The following is a 21,784-nucleotide window of genomic DNA, read 5'->3' on the forward strand; positions in this document are numbered from 1 at the left end:
GCCGCCAGGCGCGGCTTGGACACGGCAGCGCAGCCGCGCCGCCAGCGGGGTCACTTGCGGGCGGCCGATAGCATAAGGTTCAGTACGTTCTGAACGTTCGCAACACACGTTGATCGCCACACACGTTGATCGCAACACACGTTGATCGTCGAACGCTTCGAGGTGGAGCGTCGTCAAAACTCGAACCAAGGAGGCGAGGTCCGATGGCTGACCCGGCCATCCGTACCGAGCAGTTGATTAAGACGTACGGCCGCAACCGCGGCCTCACCGGCCTCGACCTTCAGGTCGAGACCGCCGAGGTGTACGGGTTCCTCGGCCCCAACGGGGCCGGCAAGTCCACCACCATCCGGCTGCTGCTGGACCTGATCCGCCCGACCAGCGGCACCGTCCGGGTGCTGGGGCTCGACCCGCGCGCCGACGGCATCCCGCTCCGCCGACGGATCGGTTACCTGGCCGGCGACTTCATCGTGGACGGCCGGCAGACCGGCCACGAACTCCTCACCTACCTGGGTAACCTGCGCGGCGGCGTGCCGAAGGCGCGGATCGCCGAGCTGGCCGACCGGCTCGACCTCGACCTCGGTCGGCGGATCAAAGGGCTGTCCAAGGGCAACCGGCAGAAGGTCGGCGTAGTGCAGGCCTTCATGCACTCCCCCGAGCTGCTCATCCTCGACGAACCGACCAGCGGCCTGGACCCCTTCCTGCAGCAGGAGTTCGTCGCGATGGTCCGCGAGGCGAAGGCCGCCGGGCAGACCGTCTTCATGTCCTCGCACGTGATGAGCGAGGTGCAGCAGACCGCCGACCGGGTCGGCATCATCCGCGACGGCCGGCTGGTCACCGTCGAACGGGTCGAGGACCTGCGGGAACGGGCGGTACGCCGGATCGAGATCGTCTTCGACGCCCCGGTGCCGGCCGACGAGTTCGCGACGGTTCCCGGGCTCAGCGACGTCGTGGTGCGCGACAACCGGCTCAGTTGCCGGCTCGACGGGCGGGCCGATCCGCTGATCAAGGCGGCGAGCCGGTACACCGTCGTCAGCTTCCTCGCCGAGGAGCCCGACCTGGAGGACCTCTTCTTCACCTACTACGAGCGGACGGAGACCGACGGTGTTACTGCGTAACCCGTTCACCAAGGCGCTGCGCGACAACCGCCGGTCCATGCTGGGCTGGGCGGTGTCGATCGCAGCCGTCGGCACCATGTACGCGGCGTTCTGGCCGACCATGCAGACACCGGAGATGGCGGACGCGCTGGCGGCGTATCCGGAAGGGATGTTGGAGGCGCTCAACTTCGAAGACGTCACCAGTCCCGCCGGCTATCTCGGCAGCGCCGTCTACGGACTGCTCATCCCCCTGCTCGTGGCGGTGTTCGGGATCGGCGCCGGGGCCCGGACGATCGCCGGTGACGAGGAGGCCGGTTCGCTGGACCTGCTGCTCGCCCACCCGGTCGGCCGGGCCCGGGCCGCGCTGCAGCGGTTCGCCGCGCTGGTGGTCGGGCTGGTGGTCACCGGGGCGCTGCTCTGGCTGGCCCTGGTGGCGATCCGTGGTCCGGCCGAGTTCACCGCAGTCGGGGTCGGTGCGCTGGCCGCGATGACCCTGCATCTGGTGCTGTTCGGCACCGCGTTCGCCGCCCTGGCGTACGGGGTGGGGGCCGCCACCGGCAGCCGCGCGACGGCGCTCGGCGTCGGCGCGGCGGTCGCCGTGCTCGGCTACCTCGCCAATGCCGTCCTGCCCCAGGTCGACGCGTTGGCGTGGGCCCGCGACGTCTCCCCGTTCCACTGGTACCTCGACGGCGATCCGTTGGTGAACGGGGTGCAGGTCGGCGGCGTACTGCTGCTTGCCGGCTTCGCCGCGGTCTGCGTCGCCGCCGGCACCTGGCGCTTCACCCGTCGCGACATCGCCGTGTGAGGAATCCGGCGGGCCCGGCTGCCACACTGGCAGGCATGGACTCCGACGTGATCTCCATCCGGACCGGCTCCCGGCCCGTGGTGCGCGACATCACCGCCGAGGCGGGGCGGTTCGTGGCCGGACGTGGCGACGGGCTGCTGCACGTGTTCGTACCGCACGCCACCGCCGGTATCGCGATCATCGAGACCGGTGCCGGCTCCGACGACGATCTGCTCACCGCCCTGGACCAACTGCTGCCCACCGACGACCGCTGGCAGCACCGGCACGGCTCCCCCGGGCACGGCCGGGACCATGTGCTGCCGGCGTTCGTCGCCCCGTACGCCACCCTGCCCGTGCTCGACGGCCGGCTCGCCCTCGGCACCTGGCAGTCGGTCTGCCTGGTCGATCCGAACGGGGACAACGCCGACCGCAAGGTCCGGTTCTCCTTCCTCGCCGGTTGACGGCGGCCGACTCGCTGGTCGAGTCGGCCGGCCGGGCGGTCGGAGCCGGGGCTGGAGCCGGCAGCAAGTTACCGTCTGGTACCTGTGTCCCAGATCGCCTCTATGGCGACCGCGCGTGACGCAACCGGCCTCCAGGGGGCAGGATGGTCAGTAGAGACCTATCCCACACACAACTGAGGGAACGCCTGTGGCCACGGAACGCAAGCGCCCGGTGATCAGCGACGGCCTGCCGAGCCAGCTTCCGGACATCGACCCTGAAGAAACCAGCGAATGGGTCGAGTCACTCGACGGAGTGATCGACGAACGCGGCGCCAAACGCGCCCGCTACGTCATGCTGCGCCTGCTCGAACGGGCTCGGGAGCGTCAGGTCGGGGTGCCGCCACTGACCACCACCGACTACATCAACACGATTCCGCCGGAACGCGAACCCTGGTTCCCGGGCGACGAGATGATCGAGCGGCGGATCCGCGCGTACATCCGGTGGAACGCCGCGGTGCTGGTGCACCGCGCGCAGCGGCCGGAGATCGGCGTCGGTGGCCACATCTCCACCTACGCCAGCGCCGCGTCCCTCTACGAAGTGGGGATGAATCACTTCTTCCGTGGCAAGCAGCACCCCGGCGGCGGTGACCACATCTTCTTCCAGGGGCACGCCTCCCCCGGCATGTACGCCCGCGCCTTCGTCGAGGGCCGGCTGTCGGAGCAGCGCCTCGACGGCTTCCGGCAGGAGCTGTCGCACGCCGGGCTCGGCGGCGGCCTGCCGTCGTACCCGCACCCGCGGCTGATGCCGGACTTCTGGGAGTTCCCCACCGTCTCGATGGGCCTCGGCGCGATCAACGCGATCTACCAGGCCCGGTTCAACCGGTACCTGCAGCACCGGGGCATCAAGGACACCTCCGACCAGCACGTGTGGGCGTTCCTCGGCGACGGTGAGATGGACGAGCCGGAGTCGCTCGGCGCGATCGGGGTGGCTGCCCGCGAGGAGCTGGACAACCTCACCTTCGTGATCAACTGCAACCTGCAGCGGCTGGACGGCCCGGTGCGCGGCAACGGCAAGGTCATGCAGGAGCTGGAGGCGTTCTTCCGGGGTGCCGGCTGGAACGTGATCAAGGTCGTCTGGGGCCGGGAGTGGGATCCGCTGCTCGCCGCGGACACCGACGGCGCGCTGGTCAACCTGATGAACACCACGCCGGACGGCGACTACCAGACCTACAAGGCCGAGTCCGGCGCGTACGTGCGGGAGCACTTCTTCGGTCGCGATCCGCGTACCCGCAAGATGGTCGAAGGGCTGTCCGACGACGAGATCTGGAACCTCAAGCGCGGCGGGCACGACTACCGCAAGCTGTACGCGGCGTACAAGGCGGCCACCGAGCACACCGGCCAGCCGACGGTGATCCTGGCCAAGACGATCAAGGGCTGGACGCTCGGGGAGCACTTCGAGGGCCGCAACGCCACCCACCAGATGAAGAAGCTGACCCTGGACGACCTGAAGACCTTCCGGGACCGGCTCTACCTGGACGTGCCGGACGAGCAGCTGGAGGCCAACCCGTACCTCCCGCCGTACCTGCGCCCGGCCGACGACTCCCCGGAGATGACCTACCTGCAGGAGCGCCGCAAGGCCCTCGGCGGGTACGTGCCGACCCGGCGGACCGCCGCCCGCCCGCTGGCGGTGCCGGGCAGCGAGCGGTTCGGTGACGTCAAACGCGGCTCCGGCAAGCAGAAGGTCGCCACCACGATGGCCTTCGTCCGACTGCTCAAGGACATCATGAAGGACCGCGAGTTCGGCAAGCGGTGGGTGCCGATCATCCCCGACGAGGCGCGGACCTTCGGCATGGACTCGCTGTTCCCGACGCAGAAGATCTACTCACCGCACGGGCAGAAGTACACCGCGGTGGACCGGGAGCTGTTCCTGTCGTACAAGGAGTCGACCGCCGGGCAGATCCTGCACGAGGGGATCAACGAGGCCGGGTCGGTGGCGTCGTTCACCGCCGCCGGCACGTCGTACGCCACCCACGACGAGCCGATGATCCCGCTGTACATCTTCTACTCGATGTTCGGCTTCCAGCGCACCGGCGACGCGTTCTGGGCGGCGGCCGACCAGATGGCCCGCGGCTTCGTCCTCGGCGCCACCGCCGGACGGACCACGCTCAACGGCGAGGGTCTGCAGCACGAGGACGGGCATTCGCAACTGCTCGCCGCGAGCAACCCGGCGGTGGTCGCCTACGACCCGGCGTTCGCGTTCGAGATCGCGCACATCGTGGAGAACGGCCTGCACCGGATGTACGGCGACTCGCCGGAGAACATCTTCTACTACCTGACGGTGTACAACGAGCCGATCGTGCAGCCGGCGCAGCCGGACGGGCTCGACGTCGAAGGGCTACTCAAGGGCCTCTACCGGTACGCCGCGGCACCGCAGGTGAGTCGGGCCGACGGCGGCGAGGCGCCGCGGGCGACGATCCTCGCCTCCGGCACCGGTATGCAGTGGGCACTCAAGGCGCAGCAGCTGCTCGCCGAGGACTGGGGGGTGGCCGCCGACGTGTGGTCGGTGACCTCCTGGACGGAGCTGCGTCGGGACGCGGTGGCCTGCGAGGAGCACAACCTGCTCAACCTGGGCGGTGAGGCACGGGTGCCGTACGTGCGCACGGCGCTGGCCGACGCGCCGCAGTCGGTGGTCGCGGTCAGCGACTGGATGCGGGCGGTGCCGGACCTGATCGCCCGGTGGGTTCCGGGCGACTACACCTCGCTGGGCACCGACGGGTTCGGGCTGTCGGACACCCGGCACGCGTTGCGGCGGCACTTCCATGTCGACGCCGAGTCGGTGGCCGTCGCAACGCTGCGGCAGTTGGCGTTGCGCGGCGAGGTGCCGGCCGAGGTGCCGGCGGGGGCCGCCAAGAAGTACGCGATCGATGACGTCAACGCCGCTCCGGTCGGGGAGACCGGCGGCGACTCCTGATCCGCAGCGACCGCAGTCGACGGGCCCCGGCGGTCACCCGCCGGGGCCTGCCGCGTCCGGGGCCGCACCGGCTGCGGACCTCGCCGTAGCTGCGGTCGGCTCCGGTCAGCAGGCGTTGGTCCGGTCCGGCTGCCGTCAACCAGACGTTGGTCCGGTCCGGCTGCGGTCAGCAGACGTTGGTCCGGTCGCCGGCGTTGGCGGCGTGCCGGGCGGCGGCCAGGTCGGACAGCCGGCCCAGGGAGGTCTCCAGGTCGGCACCGACCCGGTGCTTGCCGAGTCGCAGCAGGGTCGCGCTGACCTGGCCGGCCGGCCACCGTACGACAGTCAACCGCACGGCTGTGCCGTCCCCCTCCGGGGTGAGTTCGACCTGCACCTCGGTCCGGGCCTCGGCCCGCAGGCCGGGACCTGCGGCCCGCTCCCGCCAGGCGATCAGCTTGGGCGGCTGGAACTCGATGACCTCGGCGTCCGCAGCCGCGCCGTCCGCCGTGTGCACCCGCATCCGGCGGATGTCGCCGCCGATCACCTCGGCCTGGCGGACACCGGCGAGCCAGTCGGGCAGCAACGCGGCCTGCCCGACCACCTCCCAGACGGTGTCGATCGGGGCCTCCGCCCGTCCGCTGCGTTCGATGAGAATCATCTGCCCGCCTGTCTCTGCCTGCTCGTCCTGACAGGCGCAGCCTAAATCACATTTTCCACAAAAGGTGCAGACTTCGCTGTTCGCCCTACGCCACCGCGACCGCCGCACGCCGACCGGTCCGGTCGGTCGCCCCGGAACCGACGACGGTGACTGGACCTGGCCGTCGGGCGGGGATCGGTCGCCCGTAGGCTGGGGCCGTGACGGTACGCGTACGCTTCGCCCCATCCCCCACCGGTATGTTCCACGTCGGCGGTGCCCGGTCAGCACTGCAGAACTGGATCTACGCCAAGCAGCACGGGGGCGTGTTCGTACTGCGGGTGGAGGACACCGACGCGGCCCGCAACCGCCCCGAGTGGATCGAGGGGATCCTCAGTGCGCTGGACTGGATCGGCATCCGTCGAGGTTCGTACGAGGGGCCGTACTTCCAGTCGACCAACGCCGGCGAGCACCGCGCGGCGGCCGACCGACTGCACCAGTCCGGGCGTGCCTACTACTGCGACTGCGCCCGCGCCGACGTGCAGGCCCGCACCGGCAGCGAGTACCGCGGGTACGACGGGTTCTGCCGCGACCGGGGTCTCGACGCCGGTGCCGGACGGGCCCTGCGGTTCCGCACTCCGGACACCGGCAGCACCACGGTCGTCGACCTGATCCGCGGCGAGCCGACGTTCGAGAACCAGTTGATCGAGGACTTCGTCATCGCCCGGGGCGACGGCTCACCGGTCTTCCTGCTGGCCAACGTGGTCGACGACATCTCCCAGGGGATCACCCACGTGATCCGCGCCGAGGAGCACCTGCCGAACACCCCGAAACAGCAGCTGCTGTGGGCAGCGCTCGGGGTCAAGCCACCGGTCTGGGCACACGTACCGGTGGTCGTCAACGAGAAACGTCAGAAGCTGTCCAAGCGCCGCGACAAGGTGGCGCTGGAGGCGTACCGCGACGAGGGGTACCTCGCCGACGCGATGCGCAACTATCTGATGCTGCTCGGCTGGGCGCCGAGCAACGACCGGGAGATCGTGCCCTGGTCGGTGATCGAGGAGGAGTTCCGACTGGAGGCGGTGAACCCGTCACCGGCCTTCTTCGACGAGCGCAAACTGCGCGCCTTCAACGGTGAGTACATCCGGGCGCTACGGGTCGAGGACTTCATCGCCGCCTGCGGGCCCTGGCTGACCGGGACGCCGTCGACGCCGGCACCGACCGGCAGCGGTATCGCGCCGCCGCCGTGGCGGGCGGCCGACTACGACCCGACGACGTTCGCGGCGGTCGCCCCGCTCGCCCAGACCAGGATCGCCGTGCTCAGCGAGATCGTCGCCAACGTCGACTTCCTCTTCCTCGACGTCCCGGTGATCGACGACGCCGCGTGGGCCAAGGCGATGAAGGACGGCTCAGCCGACTTGCTGGACGCGACGCTCGCCGCGTTCGCGGCGCTGCCGGACTGGTCCGCCGAGCCGTTGAAGGCGGCGCTGGAGCAGGTCGGCGCCGAGCGTGGCCTCAAGCTCGGCAAGGCCCAGGCACCGGTACGGGTCGCGGTGACCGGCCGGACCGTCGGGCTGCCGTTGTTCGAGTCGCTGGAAGTCCTCGGGCCGGAGCGCACGTTGCGTCGGCTGCGCGACGCCCGCGCCCGGCTCGGCTGACGCCGCGACGCCCGCGCCCGGCTGGACACCGCGACGGTCCGGCAGATCTGGGACGCCGCGACGGTCAGGTCAGGTGCTGCGGCGGCGGACGAAGAACGCTCCGGCCGCCACCGCGACCAGCAGGACGACGGCACCGACCAGCCACGGCCACCAGGGCGTCGACTCGGTGGAGCTGGTCGCCTGCGGCGTCGGCGCCCGGGTCACCTCCGGTGTCGGTTCGGCCGCGGTGGGGCTGGGCGCCCCGGTCGGTGACGAATCAGCGGTCGGCTCGACACCGACCGTCAAAGTAAAGGCAAGTGTGCCCTTGACCCAGTGCCCATCAGTGGACAACACATTGTAGTCCACTGTGTATTCGCCGGCGGGTCCGGGACGGAACGGCACGCTCACCGCCTTGCCGTCCACTACGGGCGCCCCGGTGGACGCCGCAGCGCCGTCCGGACCGGTCACACTCAGTTCGGTCTGCTCCTGGTTGAGACTGGCCAGAAAGGTGAGGCGGACCGTCTCGGGTGCCTGCGCAAGCTCCGCGCCGTCAGCCGGATCGCTCCCAGTCAGCACGTTGTGCGCCTGGGCCGGTGATGCTCCGAACAGCACCGCGAGCATCCCGACGAACACCGCGAGCAACGTCCCTGGTACGCGTACCACCCTGTCCCCCACCTGTTGCGATCGCCGGATACGATCGGTCGCCAGACAACGTACCGGGCCGCCATCGGCCGACCTCCCTGGTTGGTCGGTCACCGGTCGTCGATGGTTCCCGAAAAATCCGTCCAGCGGGTGCAACCGTCCAGGGTCATGCGGAGTCTCTCACAGTGAGGGTCCGCGACCCCGCCCGCCGCTGATTACGTCGGGCAGCCATCGGGTAGTGAGCACATCGACTAGGGACCTGACCTCCGCGGGGCGAGGGAGTTGACCATGGGACAGCGGGCAGCCAGCCGTCTCTTAGCGGCCGGTGCGCTGCTCCTGGCATTCGGCACGTCCATTTTGTCGGCGAACCGGGTGTACGCGGCACCACCTGCACCAACGACCGTCACCATCGAAGGTGACGACCTGCCGGAGCCGCTCGCCGTGCACGCCGATGCCGACGCCGAGTTGTTCGCGGCCGTGCTGAGCCAGGTCAGCTGGCTTACCGGACCGGGTCAGACCAGTTCCCCGGAGCCGGGCGACCTCGGCCCGAAGTACCTGGTCGTCGTCATGGTGGCGGACGAGCCACATCGCACCTACGAGCTGTATCCACTGGCCGAGGGTGGCCCGCGCGCGTTCCGACCAGCGGAGCAGCCCGGTGACGGCAAGACCACGGCCGGCTGGTTCTTCGGCCGGCTGACGATGTCCGAGACGCTGCGCGCGGCCGGCGCACCGCTGCCGGCCCGCCCGGACAGCATCAGCGGTGGCATCGGCGGCGGTGAACGGGTGATCCCGGAGGACGCGCTCAACCCGGGTGAGGACATCGACAAGATGCTCACCGACCTGCGACAGGTCATGATGCTCAACGCCGTCGTGGTGGTCGGCATCACCCTGGGTATCGCGGTGATCGCCCTGCTGGTGCGCCGCCGGACCAGGTGACCGGCCGGGCCGTGCAGGTGACCGGCCGGGCCGTGTCAGCACCAGCGGTGCGGCGGGCGTTCCCGACGTACCACCCGGGAACTCGGCCGGACCCCGAGGTGACGGTGCGCGCCGGCCCATCCCCGTTGCCCCGCGCAGCAGGTCGACGGCGGCCGCAGGTCGGCCGGGCCGCCCCGGCCGGTTCCCTGCCCGGTCAACGTCCGGCCGGGTGACAGCTGGTCCCGCTCCCCCGGATGGTCCCGCCCGACGCCATGGTCCCGCCCGACGCCGCCGCTGTGGCCAGCCCCCAGGTACGCCATCACGAACTCCTCACCTCGCACGAGCCGTCCCGAGACGACACCTTGCCAGGTACCGGGCCGGCCGCCGCCGGCCCCCCCGCCCGTGGTGACCAGAGGCGGGCGGCCAGCGCCACCACCGTCACCGCCACCAGGACGCCGCCGATCACGTCGACCGGCCAGTGGGCGAGCAGCACCAGCCGGGTCGCCGCGATGAAGATTGCGCCGACTCCGGCGAGCACCGCCACCAGCAACCGCCAGGTACGCCGTACCCCGGGCCAGACCAGCAGGACGACCGCGAACGCCGCAGCGGCGGCGTTGGTGGTGTGCCCGCTGGGGAAGCCGTTGGCGGCGATGGCCACGAAGCCGTCCACCGGGCGGGGCCGGTGCAGCAGCCACTGCCCCAGTTGCCAGCTGACCGGGGCCGCGACGGTCACCGTCGCGCAGAACCAGGCCCGGGGCCGGTCCCGGCGCAGGGCGAACAGGATGGTCGCGGCGGCTCCGACGGCCAGGAACGGCAGCGTCGCCGCCAGATCGGTGGCGGTCCGCAGCGTCGCCACCAGCGTCGGCCGGTCGGCGGCGTAGGCCCGCAGCCCGTCGGTCACCGGAGCGTCCAGTCGGGCGACCAACGCGGGGTCCACCACCAGAGCGGTGGTCAGCGCCGCGAGGGTGAGCAGCGCCAGCAGCGGTACGACCAGCGGCGGACGGGCGATCATCAGCACATGTTGGCACGGTCGGCGCGGTCGTGCCCGCTGGCCGTGACACCCTGACGGGGTGGCGACCAAACGCAACGACGCCGGGCTCACCGCGACCCTGCGTCGTATCGAACGGTCGGCCGGGGCACTGGCGACCGCGAGCGTGGCCCGGATGGACGAGACCCTGCCCTGGTTCCGGGAGCTGCCCGCCGACCAGCGTTCCTGGGTGATGGTGATCGCCCAGGCCGGGGTGCGGTCCCTGGTGGAGTGGCTGCGCGACGGTGGCGGCGCGAACGGCAGCCCGCAGGAGGTCTCCGACGAGGTCTTCGCCGCGGCGCCGCGGGCGCTGGCCCGGTCGATCAGCCTGCAGCACACTGTCGCCCTGATCAAAGTCACCATCGACGTGGTCGAGGCGCAGGTGCCGCATCTGGCCGCGACCGGCGAGGAGTCGCTGCTGCGCGAGGCGGTGCTGCGGTTCTCCCGGGAGATCGCCTTCGCCGCCGCCCGGGTGTACGCGCGGGCGGCGGAGTCGCGCGGCGCGTGGGACGCCCGGCTGCAGGCGCTGCTGGTCGACGCGCTGCTGCGCGGCGACTCGTCGGACGTGCTGGCCAGCCGGGCCGCCGCACTGGGCTGGACCGATGCCTCGCCGGTGTCGGTGGTGGTCGGGCGGTCACCGGGCGGCGAGGTCACCGCCGTCCTGCAGATCGTCTACCGGGCCGCCCGGCGGATCGGGGTGGAGACGATCGGCGGGGTACACAACGACCGGCTGGTGGTGGTGCTGGGCGGGGCGGCCGATCCGGCGGCGGCGACCGGCAAGCTGCTGGACGCGTTCGGCGCCGGCCCGGTGGTGGTCGGACCGATGGTGGCCAGCCTGGACGAGGCGACCGAGTCGGCTCGGGCGGCGCTGGCCGGATACCGGGCGGCACCGGCCTGGCCGGCGGCGCCCCGCCCGGTCGCGGCGACCGATCTGCTGCCGGAGCGGGCCCTCGCCGGTGATCCGGAGGCCCGCCGTCGGCTGCGCCGCGACGTGTACGGAACCCTGGTCCGGGCCGGCGGGGAACTGCTGGAGACCCTGGACGCCTTCTTCGCCACCGGGGCCGTGCTGGAGGCGACAGCGCGGGTGCTATTCGTACATCCGAACACGGTGCGTTACCGACTGCGACGCATCGGTGAGGTGACCGGGCTGTCGCCGTTCGCCGCCCGCGATGCGTACGCGCTGCAGATGGCCCTGGCGATCGGCCGGCTGGATCCCCCGCCGCTGCTGCGCACCTCCCCTGACTGAACGCACTTCCGAGCAACATTTGCGGGCAAAAGACGTGCACATCCGACGATCTTTGTAGGAATCCTCCAACGACGGTAGTGCGGATTGGTATCTCAGCGCACCCAAGTGACCCGTGGGTATCAGGAAGAGTCATAGCCGTGCTCGCCGTACTCTCCCCCGGCCAGGGGTCCCAAAAGCCCGGCTTCCTCACCCCGTGGCTCGACCTGCCCGGCGCCGAGGGCCGCCTGCGGTGGTGGTCCGCGCTCGCCGGGGTCGACCTGGTGCACCTCGGCACCACCGCCGACGCCGACGAGATCAAGGACACCGCTCGCACCCAGCCGCTGCTGGTCGCCGCGGCCCTGCTCGCCGCCGAGCACCTGCCTGGCGGATCACCGGCCGGGCACCGCCGGGGCGGGCTCTACGACGTCGCTGTCGTCGCCGGTCACAGCGTCGGCGAACTCGCCGCCGCGTCGCTGGCCGGGGTTCTGCCCGCCGAGTCGGCCATCACGCTGGCCGCGGTCCGGGGCCGGGAGATGGCCGCCGCCTGTGCGCTGGAACCCTCCGGGATGGCCGCCGTGCTCGGCGGCGACCGGGACGAGGTGCTGGCCGCGATCGACCGTCACGGACTGCACCCGGCGAACCACAACGGAGCCGGCCAGATCGTGGTGGCCGGAGCCACCGGCCAACTGGAGAAGCTCGTCGCCGAGCCGCCGGCCCGGGCCCGGGTGGCGGTGCTGCAGGTAGCCGGGGCGTTCCACACCCCGTACATGGCCCCGGCCGAGCAGGCGCTCGCGAGCGTCGCCGCCGGGATCATTCCGGCCGACCCCACCCGAATCCTGCTGTCCAACATGGATGGCGCCGCCGTGGACCACGGCCGGGAGCTGCTGCAACGCCTCGTCCGGCAGGTGACCGCACCGGTGCGCTGGGATCTGTGCATGCACGCCCTGGCGGACCTCGGTGTCACCGGAATACTGGAGCTGCCACCGGCCGGCACCCTCGCCGGTCTGGTCAAGCGGGAGTTCAAGGACCGCGGCGTGCCGGAGATCGTCACCCTGAAGACCCCGGACGACCTGCCTGCGGCGCGGGCCCTGATCGCCCGGCACGGAATGGCTCCCAGCCACGAGCCGACCAGGCAGTTCCGGGTCGTCGTGTCGGCCAGCGCCGGCACCTTCGAACCAGCTGCCGGACTCGCCGAGGGCGACCCGCTGACCGCCGGTCAGGTCATCGGACACGTCACCACCCGGCAGGGCCCGGTCGAGGTCGCCGCGCACGACGCCGGCCTGCTCACCGAATGGCTCGCCCATCACGACGACCCGGTCGCACCGGGCCAGCCGCTGGCCCGGATCAGCGGTTCCGCACTGTGAGCGCGCACCCCGACAGCGCGCCGGGAAAGGCAGCAACCATGACCGGATCGCAGATCGTGGCACTCGGGCACTACCAACCCTCCCGGGTGGTCACCAACGACGAACTCGCCCAACTGGTGGAAACCAACGACGCCTGGATCCGGGACCGTGTCGGTATCGTCACCCGCCGGATCGCCGACTCGGAGACCGTCGCCGACATGGCCTCGGCGGCGGCCGAGAAGGCGCTGGCCAACGCCGGCCTCACTGCGGCCGACATCGACCTGGTGGTGGTAGCGACCTGCACCGCCATCGACCGCAGCCCGAACGTCGCCTGCCGGGTCGCGGCCCGGCTCGGCATCACCGCCCCGGGTGCGTACGACATCAACACCGCCTGCTCGGGCTTCAGCTACGCGCTCGGCACCGTCGACCACGCCGTACGGGCCGGTGCCGCACGCAACGCCCTCGTCATCGGCGCGGAGAAGCTCTCCGACTTCACCAACTGGACCGACCGCTCCACCTGCATCATCTTCGGTGACGGCGCCGGTGCCGCCGTGGTCACCGCCACCGGCGGCAACGAGCCGGCCGGGATCGGACCGGTGGTCTGGGGCTCGGTTCCGGACAAGAGCGACGCGGTACGCATCGAGGGCTGGCGGCCGTACGTCGAGCAGGAGGGCCAGTCGGTGTTCCGGTGGGCGACCACCGCGCTCGCCCCGTTGGCCCTGCAGGCCTGCGAGCGCGCCGGAGTCAACCCGACGGAGATCGCCGCCTTCGTTCCCCACCAGGCGAACGCCCGGATCATCGACGGCATCGCCAAGCGGCTCGGAATGCCCGACGCGATCGTCGCCAAGGACATCGTCGAGTCCGGCAACACCTCGGCGGCCAGTGTGCCGTTGGCGCTGTCGAAGCTGGTCGAGCGGCGGGAGATCCCGTCCGGCGCCCCGGTGCTGCTGTTCGGCTTCGGCGGTGGACTCACCTACGCCGGGCAGGTTGTCCGCTGCCCGTAAGCTCCTACCGCCCGCTCCGAGGTGGAGCGGGCCGCCCGCCGATCCGGCAGGCATCATTGTTTCAACCGAGAGGAAAGTAGAAACCCATGACCCGTGACGAGATCACCGCCGGCCTCGCCGAGATCCTCGAAGAGGTCGCCGGGGTCAACCCGGACGACGTGGCCGGCGACAAGTCGTTCACCGATGACCTGGACGTCGACTCGCTCTCCATGGTCGAGGTCGTGGTGGCCGCCGAGGAGAAGTTCGGCGTGAAGATCCCGGACAACGAGGTGCAGAACCTCAAGACCGTCGGCGACGCGGTCGCCTACATCGAGACGCAGGCGTGACGATGGTCGACGTCGTCGTCACCGGGCTCGGCGCGACGACCCCGCTCGGCGGGGACGTCGCGGCGACCTGGGATGCCATGCTCAACGGCAAGTCCGGAGTCGACAAGCTCACCCACGACTGGGCCGCGCAGCTGCCGGTCCGGATCGCCGCCGAGTTGGCGTCCGAACCCGCCGAACGGTTGGACCGGGTCAAGCTGCGCCGGCTGGACCGATCCGAGGCGATCGCGCTGATCGCCGCAGGTGAGGCGTGGACGGACGCTGGGCTGGGCGACGCCGGCGTCGACCGGGAACGGCTCGGCGTCAGCATCGGTTCCGGCATCGGCGGCGCACTCACCCTGCTCGCTCAGGACGACATCCTGGAAGCCTCCGGGCCGCGCCGGGTGTCGCCGCACACCGTACCGATGCTGATGCCCAACGGCCCGGCCGCCTGGGTCGGGTTGGAATTCGGCGCGCAGGCCGGCGTCCACTCGGTCGCCAGCGCCTGCGCGACCGGCGCGGAGGCGATCGCGCTCGGCCTGGACATGATCCGGGCCGGCCGGGCCGACGTGGTGATGGCCGGCGGTACCGAGGCCGTGGTGCACGGCCTGCCGATCGCCGGTTTCGCCGCGATGCGGGCCATGTCCACCCGCAACGACGACCCGGAACGGGCGTCGCGACCATGGGACAAGGCCCGCGACGGGTTCGTCCTCGGTGAGGGTGCCGGCGTCGTGGTGCTGGAACGGGCCGAGCACGCGGCGGCCCGCGGTGCCCGGGTGTACGCCCGGCTCGCCGGGGCCGGGCTCACCTCCGACGGGTACGACATGGTGCAGCCGCACCCCGAAGGGCTCGGCGCGGCCCGGGCGATCCGGCTTGCCCTCGCCGACGCCGGAGTGTCCGGCGACGACATCGTGCACGTCAACGCGCACGCCACCTCGACCCCGGCCGGCGACCTCGCCGAGCTGGTGGCGCTACGCGAAGCGATCGGCGACCACCCGGTGCTGACCGCGACCAAGTCGATGTCCGGCCATCTGCTGGGTGCGGCCGGCGCGCTGGAGTCGATCGCCACCATCCTGGCGATCCGCGACAGCGTCGTCCCGCCGACAATCAACCTGGACGACCCGGACGACCAGCTCGACCTCGACGTAGCAGCGCAGAAGGCCCGACCGATGGACGTACCCGCCGCGTTGAACAACTCGTTCGGATTCGGCGGACACAACGTCGCGCTCGTCTTCACCCGGATCTGATAGCCGACCGGGTCACGACGACAGCCGCCGGCGTTCCGGCCCTACCGGGCCGGAACGCCGGCGGCGCCTGGTTGACGCGCGTGGTCAACCGGTGCAGCTGGTGGCGGGCAGGCCGGACACCGGCACCGGCAATCGGCCGGGGGCCGGTGCGGCACCCCGCAGTACGTCGGCCAGTGCAGACATCGACGCCGGGCTCGACGAGTAGGTGGCCAGCAACGTCGCGGAGCGGGCCTCGGCGAGCAGGTGCGGGGTGTCCATGGCAACGGTCACCGCCGCGTCGACGTTCAGGTCGGACGGGCCGTCGCCGTAGCCGACCAGGTGCACGACCGTACCGCCCTGGCCGACCACCTCGACGCCAGCGGCGCGCAACTCCTCGATCAACAGCGCTCGGGTACGCTCCCGGCCACCCGAGGCGGTGACGGTCACCGGCCCGTCGACCCCGGCGCAGTCCCCACGCACCTGGGTGACGGCGGCGGCGGCCAACCGCCGGGCGGCGGCGTAGTGGTCTTCGGCACCGAGCACCGTCATCGGCGGGGTGGGCTCCTCGGCGAGCCGCTGTTTGAGGGTCAGCACCCGGGTGACCGCCTGTACGAGTCGCGTCCGGGGCAGTGACCCGTCGCGCAGCGCGGCGAGCAGACCCTCGTACGCGGCCGTCACGTCCGGCGGCATGAGAATCAGGTCGTTACCGGCGTTGATCGCCGCGACGGCCGCGTCGCCGGGCGACAACGCGCGGGCCGGCGCCATGTTCATCCCGTCGGTGACCGCCACCCCGTCGAAGCCGAGTTCGCCGCGGAGCAGGTCGGTGAGGACCTTGCGGGAGAACGTCGCCGCCACCCCCGGGTCGACCGCGGCCACGTCCAGGTGTCCGGACATCACCAGGCCGGCGCCGGCGCCGATGCCGGCCACGAACGGCGGCAGGTCGGCGGCGGCGAGAGCGGTCCGGTCCTGGTCGAGCACGGGCAGGTCGCCGTGGGAGTCGACAGCGGTGTGGCCATGCCCCGGAAAGTGCTTGAGGGTGGCCGCGACGCCGGCCGCCTGCAGGCCACGGACGGCGGCGGCGACCTGCCCGGCCGCCGCGTCCGGGTCGGCGCCGTACGACCGGGAGCCGATCACCGTGCTGTTCACCCCGAGGACGTCGGCGACCGGCGCGAAGTCGACGTTGACGCCGAGCGCCGCGAGTTCGGTACCGGCCGCCCGCCAGGCCGCCTCGGTAAGCTCCGGCTGCCCGGCCGCGCCGGCCGCCATCGCGCTGGGCAGCAACGTCACCCCCTGGTTGATCCGGGTGACGATGCCGAACTCCTGGTCGGTGCCGATCAGTAGCGGCAGCTCGCCGACGCCGTCGGGCAGCTCGGCGGCGGGCAACCGCCCGGCGGCGTCCTGCAGCCCGGTGGTCAGCTCCCGCACCTGGATGGTGCTGTCGACGTTGGTGGTGGGTTGGTTGCTGCCGGTCGGGTCGTCGGCCGAGAAACCGACCAGGATCAGGCCGCCGATCCGGTAGCGGTCGATCATCTCGGCCGGGGTGTCGACTCCGGCGAGCTGCTGGTTACCGGCCGCCGACCCCGGCGAGACCTCGGTCGCGGACGCCCCGTACGCGTACGGCATCAGCACCTGACCAACCAGGTCCTCGTCACTGAGCGTCGCGGCCAGCTGGGCGGCGGGCGACGCTGCAGGGCTGATTTTCGGTTCGCCGGAAGGGCCTTCTGGACTGCTGGGAGTGCTGGCTTCAGGCCGGTCGTCGGATCCGGCGCAGCCGCTGGTGACACCGAGGATGGCCAGCAGAACGGAAGCGATGGTTACGCGGGGTGAGGGGAGCACACCGGCCATCCCATCAGGCTAAGGTCGCGGCGGCAACCCGCGCCCGGCTGGCGTAGGTTCCGTGCCCGGCTCACCCGGCCGGGTCTGCTCACCCGATGACCGCATCAACCTACCCGGGTGAGCAAGGTCACCGGTGCTCCTTCACCGGCGTGCCGGTACGGCTCGAGTTCGGTGTCCCAGGCGGTGCCCATCGCCTTGTCGAGGGCGTGCGCGATCGCTTCGGGAGCCGGCGCCGCCGCGATGATCGCTCGGATCCGGTCCTCGCCGAGCTGGATGTCCCCGGCCGCCCCGATGGTGGCCCGGAACAAGCCGCGACCGGGCACGTGCATGAACCGCTCCCCGTCGGCACCCGGGCTGGGTTCCTCGGTGACTTCGAAGCGGGTCATCGGCCACTGCCGCAGGGCAGCGGCCAGCTCGGCCCCGGTCCCCGCCCGGCCGGTCCAGCTGCACTCGGCACGCCGGCCGTTCGGATCGAGCGGCTGAGCGGTCCAGTGCAGGTTTACCGGCGCGACGAGGACGCGCGATATCGCCCATTCGACGTGAGGGCACACGGCGAGCGGGGTCGAGTGGACGTATACGACGCCACGCGTTGGCACGGTGACCTCCCGGAGAGCGAGGTGCGTCTTCCCCTACGACCTCGACCACCGGGCGGTGTGACTAATGATGACTGTTGTGACGGGTGGTGCGCCAGTGAATCGGCAAACTGGTGACGGAAATTGTCGCCGCCCGGCTCCTCGGGTCCGCCCGCCACCGGGAATGCCGGCCCCGGGTGCGTCGTTGTCCCTGCTGGTCGGCCGGAAACCACGGCCGAGTGCGAGGTGGCCGAGCCGATCTGCGGCCGGCCGTCCGGTAGGATAAGGGCGGCGTATGCCCGACACCCAGCGAACCCGTTCGTGTGATCAGCCGTACCGCCAGACTCACCAGTACCACCAGTCCTGTCCGTACCGTCAGTCCTGCAAGGGAGTCCCCCCGTGGCGAGCAACACCTCCAAGACCGCGCGCGCGTCAGTCCGCGCCGGCCAGGCCGGTCAGGGTGGTGCCCTGAGCGTCCTCGGCGAGTTCAAGTACCTGATCCCGCTCAACGGCGGCAAGCACGCCTATGTCCGCAACCTCACCAACGGGAAGACCGCTCACCTGCGTACCGACTCGGACGCGTTCGTGGAGGAGATCCGGTCGCTGGCCGGTGCCGGCCACGCCGCGAAGATCCGGTTGGAGATCAACGCGCTGGCGGCCGCCCACCCGGGTCACGGCTGGGAGCTGACCGAGAAGCGGCTTGTCGAGGCCGGGGTCTTCGAGGCCTGAGCATGATCTGACGGGTCGACGACGACCCGGACCTTGCACGGCCCCGCCGGGCGACACGCCAGGCGGGGCCGTTTCCGTCGCTGGTGGTGGCGGCTGCTCAGTTAAGCAGTTCCACCTGACCATTTCCGAGGTCGTAGACCCCGCCGGTGACGTCGATCCGCCCGTCCGCGAGCGCCGCGGCGAGCGACTCCACCTGCCGCAGCCGATGCACGGTTCGCCGCACATGAGCCCGTACCGCGAGGGGCTGTACGTCCGGGTGCCCGACACCGACCTCAGTCACCGCCGGAGCGATCTGCTCCACCAGGTACCCGATGCTGCCGGCCGGGCGGCTGCCGGTGCGTTGCGCGGTGATGGTCGACGCCACCGCTCCGCACCGCTCGTGTCCGAGCACGATGACCAACGGCACACCCAACGCGCCGACGGCGAACTCGATCGATCCGACGATCGCCTGGTCCAGCACCTGAGCGCCGGACCGCCCGACGCAGATCGAGCCGAAGTTTTGATCGAAGATCGCCTCCAGCGGCACCCGCGAATCGATGCAGCCGAGCACGAACGCGATCGGATGCTGCTCGCCGAGCGCCGCGCTGGCCGCAGCCGCCGACACGTCGTGACCGTGCCGTGGTCGTCCGGTGACGAAACGCCGGTTGCCGGCCAGCAACTCAGCCAGGGCCTCGGCCGGGCCGGGGTGATCGGGTGGTGGCGGGCCGGACGGACGCGGTGCCCGGGAGTCCGGCATCGGGAGCGACGGTGACGACATGGTTGCAGCGTGGCGTGCTACTGGCCGGTCGGGAAGACAGTTGCGAGTCTTCTCACCGTGCTGGTTCCAGTTCCGGCCACCGGGGTACGTACGTCCGAGCCGGCACCGCCATCGACCTGCGCGGAGGTGACGACGGTGAGCAGGCATCAGGAACTCAGCGTCCGGGTGCCGGACGGAGCGGTGCTGCGTGGGCGGTCGAGCAGCCCGGGCGCTGCGGAACTGGCGCCCCGGGTCGCCCGGCTGGTCCGGCTCTGCGAGGTGACCGGACCGGGTGACGGCCGCCCTCGTCGAGGTGCTCGGCAGGGCGGCGCGCTGGAGCAGGCTCGAGGGCGCAACACGGCCGTCGGGTGCTCCCGGGAGCCGGCGCCGGGCTGGCGCGCGGACGGTAACGTCGTAAGGCTGCCGGGTCCGATCACGTGACGGGGTCACCACGCTCCGCCGTCGCCGCCCGGCGCCGTGACCGTCCGCCGGCGGACCGGCCGCCCTGCCCCGGCCGGCCCGCCCTCGCCCAGGAGCCGCAGCGTTGACCGACGCCACCACGTTGGACCAAGAGATCGCCGCCGAGCAGCGGCACGTCGACCGGGTCTACGCCCGGTTGGCGCAGCTACGCCAGGACGCGGTACGCGCCGAGCGGGACGGCTACCGCCTCGCCCGGGTGGGCAACGTCGGCGCCCTGGTGGAGCGCGACGCGATGGTCTTCCACGCGGCCCGGCGGCGACATCTGCTCGACGCCGAGCACGAAGGACTGGTGTTCGGCCGGCTCGATCTACGCGACGGCGCGGTGTTGCACGTGGGTCGGCTCGGCGTGCGCGGCGAGCGGGCCGAGCCGCTGCTGATCGACTGGCGTGCCCCGGCCGCCGCCGCGTTCTACCAGGCGACGCCGGCCCGACCGCGGGGCGTGGTGCGGCGGCGCACCATCCAGTCCCGGGGCGAGCGGGTCATCGGCGTCTCCGACGACCTGCTCGATCCGGCGGCCGCGCCGGCCGGGATGCGGGTGGTCGGCGACGGCGCGCTGCTGGCCACCCTGGCCCGGGCCAAGGGACGTGGGATGCGCGACATCGTGGCCACCATCCAGCAGGAGCAGGACCATGCGATCCGGTCGCCCGCCGCCGGGGTGACGATCGTCTCGGGCGGCCCCGGCACCGGCAAGACCGCGGTCGCCCTGCACCGGGCGGCGTACCTGCTCTATTCGGACCGGAGCCGGTTTGCTGGCGGCGGCATCCTGGTTGTCGGCCCGACCGGTGTCTTCGTCGAGTACATCGCCGCGGTGCTGCCAGCCCTGGGTGAGGAGAGCGCCACCCTGAGGTCGTTGGGATCGCTGCCGCCGGGAGTGTCGGCGACCCGGACGGATCCAGCGGCGGTCGCCGTGCTGAAGGGGTCACTACGGATGCGGCGGGTGCTGGAACGGGCGGTACGTGACGCGGTACCGGACGGGCCGACCGAGTTACGCCTGCTCTACCGGGGGCAGTTGCTGCGGCTGCGCAGCCCGGAGCTGGACGGCATCCGAGCCCGCGCGCTGCCCCGGGGTGCACGGCGCAACGAGGTCCGGCGGGCCGGTATCGATGGGTTGTTCGAGGCGTTGTGGGCGCAGGCCCGGCAGTTGGTGGCCCCGGCCCGGCTGCCCGGCCAGGCCGAGTTCGAGGACGAGTTGTCGGACCGGGACGATTTCCGGGACTTCCTGCGGGCCTGGTGGCCCCGGCTGCTGCCGCGACACGTGCTGGGCTGGCTGGCTCGGCCGGACCGGCTGCGTCGGTACGCGCGGGGAGTGCTCGACCCGGCCGAGATCGCGGTGCTGGCCGATGCGTTCGGTGACCTGGCGGACAACGGGCCGACGATTGCGGACGTGGCGCTGCTGGACGAGTTGGACGAACTGCTCGGCCGGCCACCGCAGCCCCGCCGCCGGCACCGGGATCCGTTCCAGGTGACCGGCGGGGTGCGTGAGGTGACGACCTTCGCCGACCGGGATCGGGCGGCCCGTGCCGCCGCCCGGGAGCGACCGGCCGACTACCGGGAGTACGCCCACGTGGTGGTCGACGAGGCGCAGGACGTGTCGCCGATGCAGTGGCGGATGATCGGGCGCCGGGGCCGGCTCGCCTCCTGGACGGTGGTCGGGGATCCGGCGCAGACCGCGTGGACCGGGGATCCGGCCGAGCTCGCCCAGGCCCGGGACCGGGCGTTGGGGCGGCGGCCGCAGCGGGAATTCCAGCTGACTACGAACTACCGCAACCCGGCGGAGATCTTCGAACTGGCCGCCGAGGTGATCCGCGAGGTCGCTCCGGACGCCCCGTTGCCGACGGCGGTCCGGTCGACCGGGGTGGTGCCGCGCCGGGACCGGGTAGCTGCGGCCGTGCTGCCGGCTGCGGTCCGTACCGCGACCGCTGAGATGCTGGCCGCCGTGGAGGGGACGGTCGGCGTCATCGCAGCGGTGGCCCGGCGGGACGAGGTCGCCGGCTGGCTCGGCGAGCTGGCGACCTCCCGGCTACAGGTGGTGTCGAGCCTGCAGGCGAAGGGCATGGAGTACGACGCGGTGGTGCTGGTGGCCGGCGAGGAGATCCGTGCCGAGTCCGAGGCCGGGGTGCGCACGCTCTACGTCGCGCTCTCCCGGGCGACGCAACGGCTGGTCACCATCGACCTCGACCCGGAGTCGATTGCACATATTGCTATGTGAGC

General features: G+C 71.7%; 21 protein-coding genes. 14 read left to right on the forward strand and 7 right to left on the reverse strand.

Features of this window, described 5'->3' with window-relative positions:
* Positions 1-203 precede the first annotated feature (203 nt).
* The 4 genes from O7621_RS26070 to aceE all read left to right on the forward strand — a co-directional run bounded on the left by O7621_RS26070 (position 204) and on the right by aceE (position 5,289).
* Positions 204-1,115, forward strand: coding sequence for an ABC transporter ATP-binding protein (locus O7621_RS26070; RefSeq protein WP_282231661.1), 912 nt, complete (start codon positions 204-206; stop codon positions 1,113-1,115).
* Positions 1,102-1,899, forward strand: coding sequence for an ABC transporter permease subunit (locus O7621_RS26075; protein WP_282231662.1), 798 nt, complete (start codon positions 1,102-1,104; stop codon positions 1,897-1,899). Before O7621_RS26070 ends, O7621_RS26075 begins: the two co-directional genes overlap by 14 nt.
* Positions 1,900-1,934: 35 nt before the next feature.
* On the forward strand, positions 1,935-2,339 hold the full coding sequence (locus O7621_RS26080; RefSeq protein WP_199757666.1) for a YjbQ family protein: 405 nt from the start codon (positions 1,935-1,937) through the stop codon (positions 2,337-2,339).
* A gap of 187 nt (positions 2,340-2,526) precedes the next feature.
* On the forward strand, positions 2,527-5,289 hold the full coding sequence (gene aceE, locus O7621_RS26085; protein ID WP_348775265.1) for a pyruvate dehydrogenase (acetyl-transferring), homodimeric type: 2,763 nt from the start codon (positions 2,527-2,529) through the stop codon (positions 5,287-5,289).
* Between the two features lie 166 nt (positions 5,290-5,455).
* Here the strand turns inward: aceE and O7621_RS26090 are convergent, their stop codons facing one another.
* Positions 5,456-5,926 (reverse strand): SRPBCC domain-containing protein, encoded by a 471-nt coding sequence (locus O7621_RS26090; RefSeq protein WP_282231663.1) that lies wholly within the window; start codon positions 5,924-5,926, stop codon positions 5,456-5,458.
* Positions 5,927-6,123: 197 nt separating this feature from the next.
* On the opposite strand from O7621_RS26090, the gene gltX reads away from it, so the two are divergent.
* Positions 6,124-7,557, forward strand: coding sequence for a glutamate--tRNA ligase (gene gltX / locus O7621_RS26095; protein ID WP_282231664.1), 1,434 nt, complete (start codon positions 6,124-6,126; stop codon positions 7,555-7,557).
* Between the two features lie 69 nt (positions 7,558-7,626).
* On the opposite strand, the gene O7621_RS26100 is transcribed toward gltX, so the two are convergent.
* A complete protein-coding gene (locus O7621_RS26100; protein ID WP_282231665.1) occupies positions 7,627-8,199 on the reverse strand; it encodes a copper resistance CopC family protein in 573 nt (190 codons plus the stop codon).
* Between the two features lie 267 nt (positions 8,200-8,466).
* On the opposite strand from O7621_RS26100, the gene O7621_RS26105 reads away from it, so the two are divergent.
* Positions 8,467-9,114, forward strand: coding sequence for a hypothetical protein (locus tag O7621_RS26105; protein WP_282231666.1), 648 nt, complete (start codon positions 8,467-8,469; stop codon positions 9,112-9,114).
* Positions 9,115-9,149: 35 nt separating this feature from the next.
* Here O7621_RS26105 and O7621_RS26110 read toward each other — a convergent pair whose 3' ends face one another.
* Positions 9,150-9,413, reverse strand: a complete 264-nt coding sequence (locus O7621_RS26110) for a hypothetical protein (protein WP_282231667.1) — start codon at positions 9,411-9,413, stop codon at positions 9,150-9,152.
* Complete coding sequence (locus O7621_RS26115) at positions 9,413-10,105, reverse strand: phosphatase PAP2 family protein (protein WP_282231668.1); 693 nt, start codon at positions 10,103-10,105, stop codon at positions 9,413-9,415. Before O7621_RS26115 ends, O7621_RS26110 begins: the two co-directional genes overlap by 1 nt.
* A gap of 58 nt (positions 10,106-10,163) precedes the next feature.
* On the opposite strand from O7621_RS26115, the gene O7621_RS26120 reads away from it, so the two are divergent.
* The 5 genes from O7621_RS26120 to fabF all read left to right on the forward strand — a co-directional run bounded on the left by O7621_RS26120 (position 10,164) and on the right by fabF (position 15,241).
* Positions 10,164-11,366 carry a helix-turn-helix domain-containing protein gene (locus O7621_RS26120; protein ID WP_282231669.1) on the forward strand — a complete coding sequence of 401 codons (1,203 nt, stop codon included), beginning with the start codon at positions 10,164-10,166 and terminating at the stop codon, positions 11,364-11,366.
* Between the two features lie 137 nt (positions 11,367-11,503).
* Entirely contained in the window at positions 11,504-12,709 is a 1,206-nt protein-coding gene (locus O7621_RS26125; protein WP_282231670.1) for an acyltransferase domain-containing protein, read from the forward strand.
* Between the two features lie 38 nt (positions 12,710-12,747).
* Positions 12,748-13,692 (forward strand): beta-ketoacyl-ACP synthase III, encoded by a 945-nt coding sequence (locus tag O7621_RS26130; protein ID WP_282231671.1) that lies wholly within the window; start codon positions 12,748-12,750, stop codon positions 13,690-13,692.
* 86 nt (positions 13,693-13,778) lie between these two features.
* Positions 13,779-14,018, forward strand: coding sequence for an acyl carrier protein (locus O7621_RS26135; RefSeq protein ID WP_123602866.1), 240 nt, complete (start codon positions 13,779-13,781; stop codon positions 14,016-14,018).
* Entirely contained in the window at positions 14,015-15,241 is a 1,227-nt protein-coding gene (gene fabF, locus O7621_RS26140) for a beta-ketoacyl-ACP synthase II (RefSeq protein ID WP_282231672.1), read from the forward strand. Before O7621_RS26135 ends, fabF begins: the two co-directional genes overlap by 4 nt.
* 84 nt (positions 15,242-15,325) lie before the next feature.
* Here fabF and O7621_RS26145 read toward each other — a convergent pair whose 3' ends face one another.
* On the reverse strand, positions 15,326-17,065 hold the full coding sequence (locus tag O7621_RS26145; protein ID WP_282231673.1) for a glycoside hydrolase family 3 N-terminal domain-containing protein: 1,740 nt from the start codon (positions 17,063-17,065) through the stop codon (positions 15,326-15,328).
* 95 nt (positions 17,066-17,160) lie between these two features.
* Positions 17,161-17,652 (reverse strand): DUF3145 domain-containing protein, encoded by a 492-nt coding sequence (locus O7621_RS26150; RefSeq protein WP_282231674.1) that lies wholly within the window; start codon positions 17,650-17,652, stop codon positions 17,161-17,163.
* Positions 17,653-18,027: 375 nt separating this feature from the next.
* Here O7621_RS26150 and O7621_RS26155 point away from each other — a divergent pair, with 375 nt between their 5' ends.
* Positions 18,028-18,357, forward strand: a complete 330-nt coding sequence (locus O7621_RS26155) for a hypothetical protein (RefSeq protein ID WP_278170518.1) — start codon at positions 18,028-18,030, stop codon at positions 18,355-18,357.
* A gap of 97 nt (positions 18,358-18,454) precedes the next feature.
* Here the strand turns inward: O7621_RS26155 and O7621_RS26160 are convergent, their stop codons facing one another.
* A complete protein-coding gene (locus O7621_RS26160; RefSeq protein ID WP_282231675.1) occupies positions 18,455-19,093 on the reverse strand; it encodes a carbonic anhydrase in 639 nt (212 codons plus the stop codon).
* A gap of 156 nt (positions 19,094-19,249) precedes the next feature.
* Between O7621_RS26160 and O7621_RS26165 the strand changes: the two genes are divergently transcribed.
* Together O7621_RS26165 and O7621_RS26170 are read left to right on the forward strand one after the other, a co-directional pair.
* Entirely contained in the window at positions 19,250-19,534 is a 285-nt protein-coding gene (locus O7621_RS26165) for a hypothetical protein (RefSeq protein WP_282231676.1), read from the forward strand.
* Positions 19,535-19,637: 103 nt separating this feature from the next.
* Positions 19,638-21,782, forward strand: coding sequence for an AAA family ATPase (locus tag O7621_RS26170; RefSeq protein ID WP_282231677.1), 2,145 nt, complete (start codon positions 19,638-19,640; stop codon positions 21,780-21,782).
* Positions 21,783-21,784: the final 2 nt, after the last annotated feature.

It is taken from the genome of Solwaraspora sp. WMMD937, assembly GCF_029581175.1.
Classification (GTDB): domain Bacteria; phylum Actinomycetota; class Actinomycetes; order Mycobacteriales; family Micromonosporaceae; genus Micromonospora_E.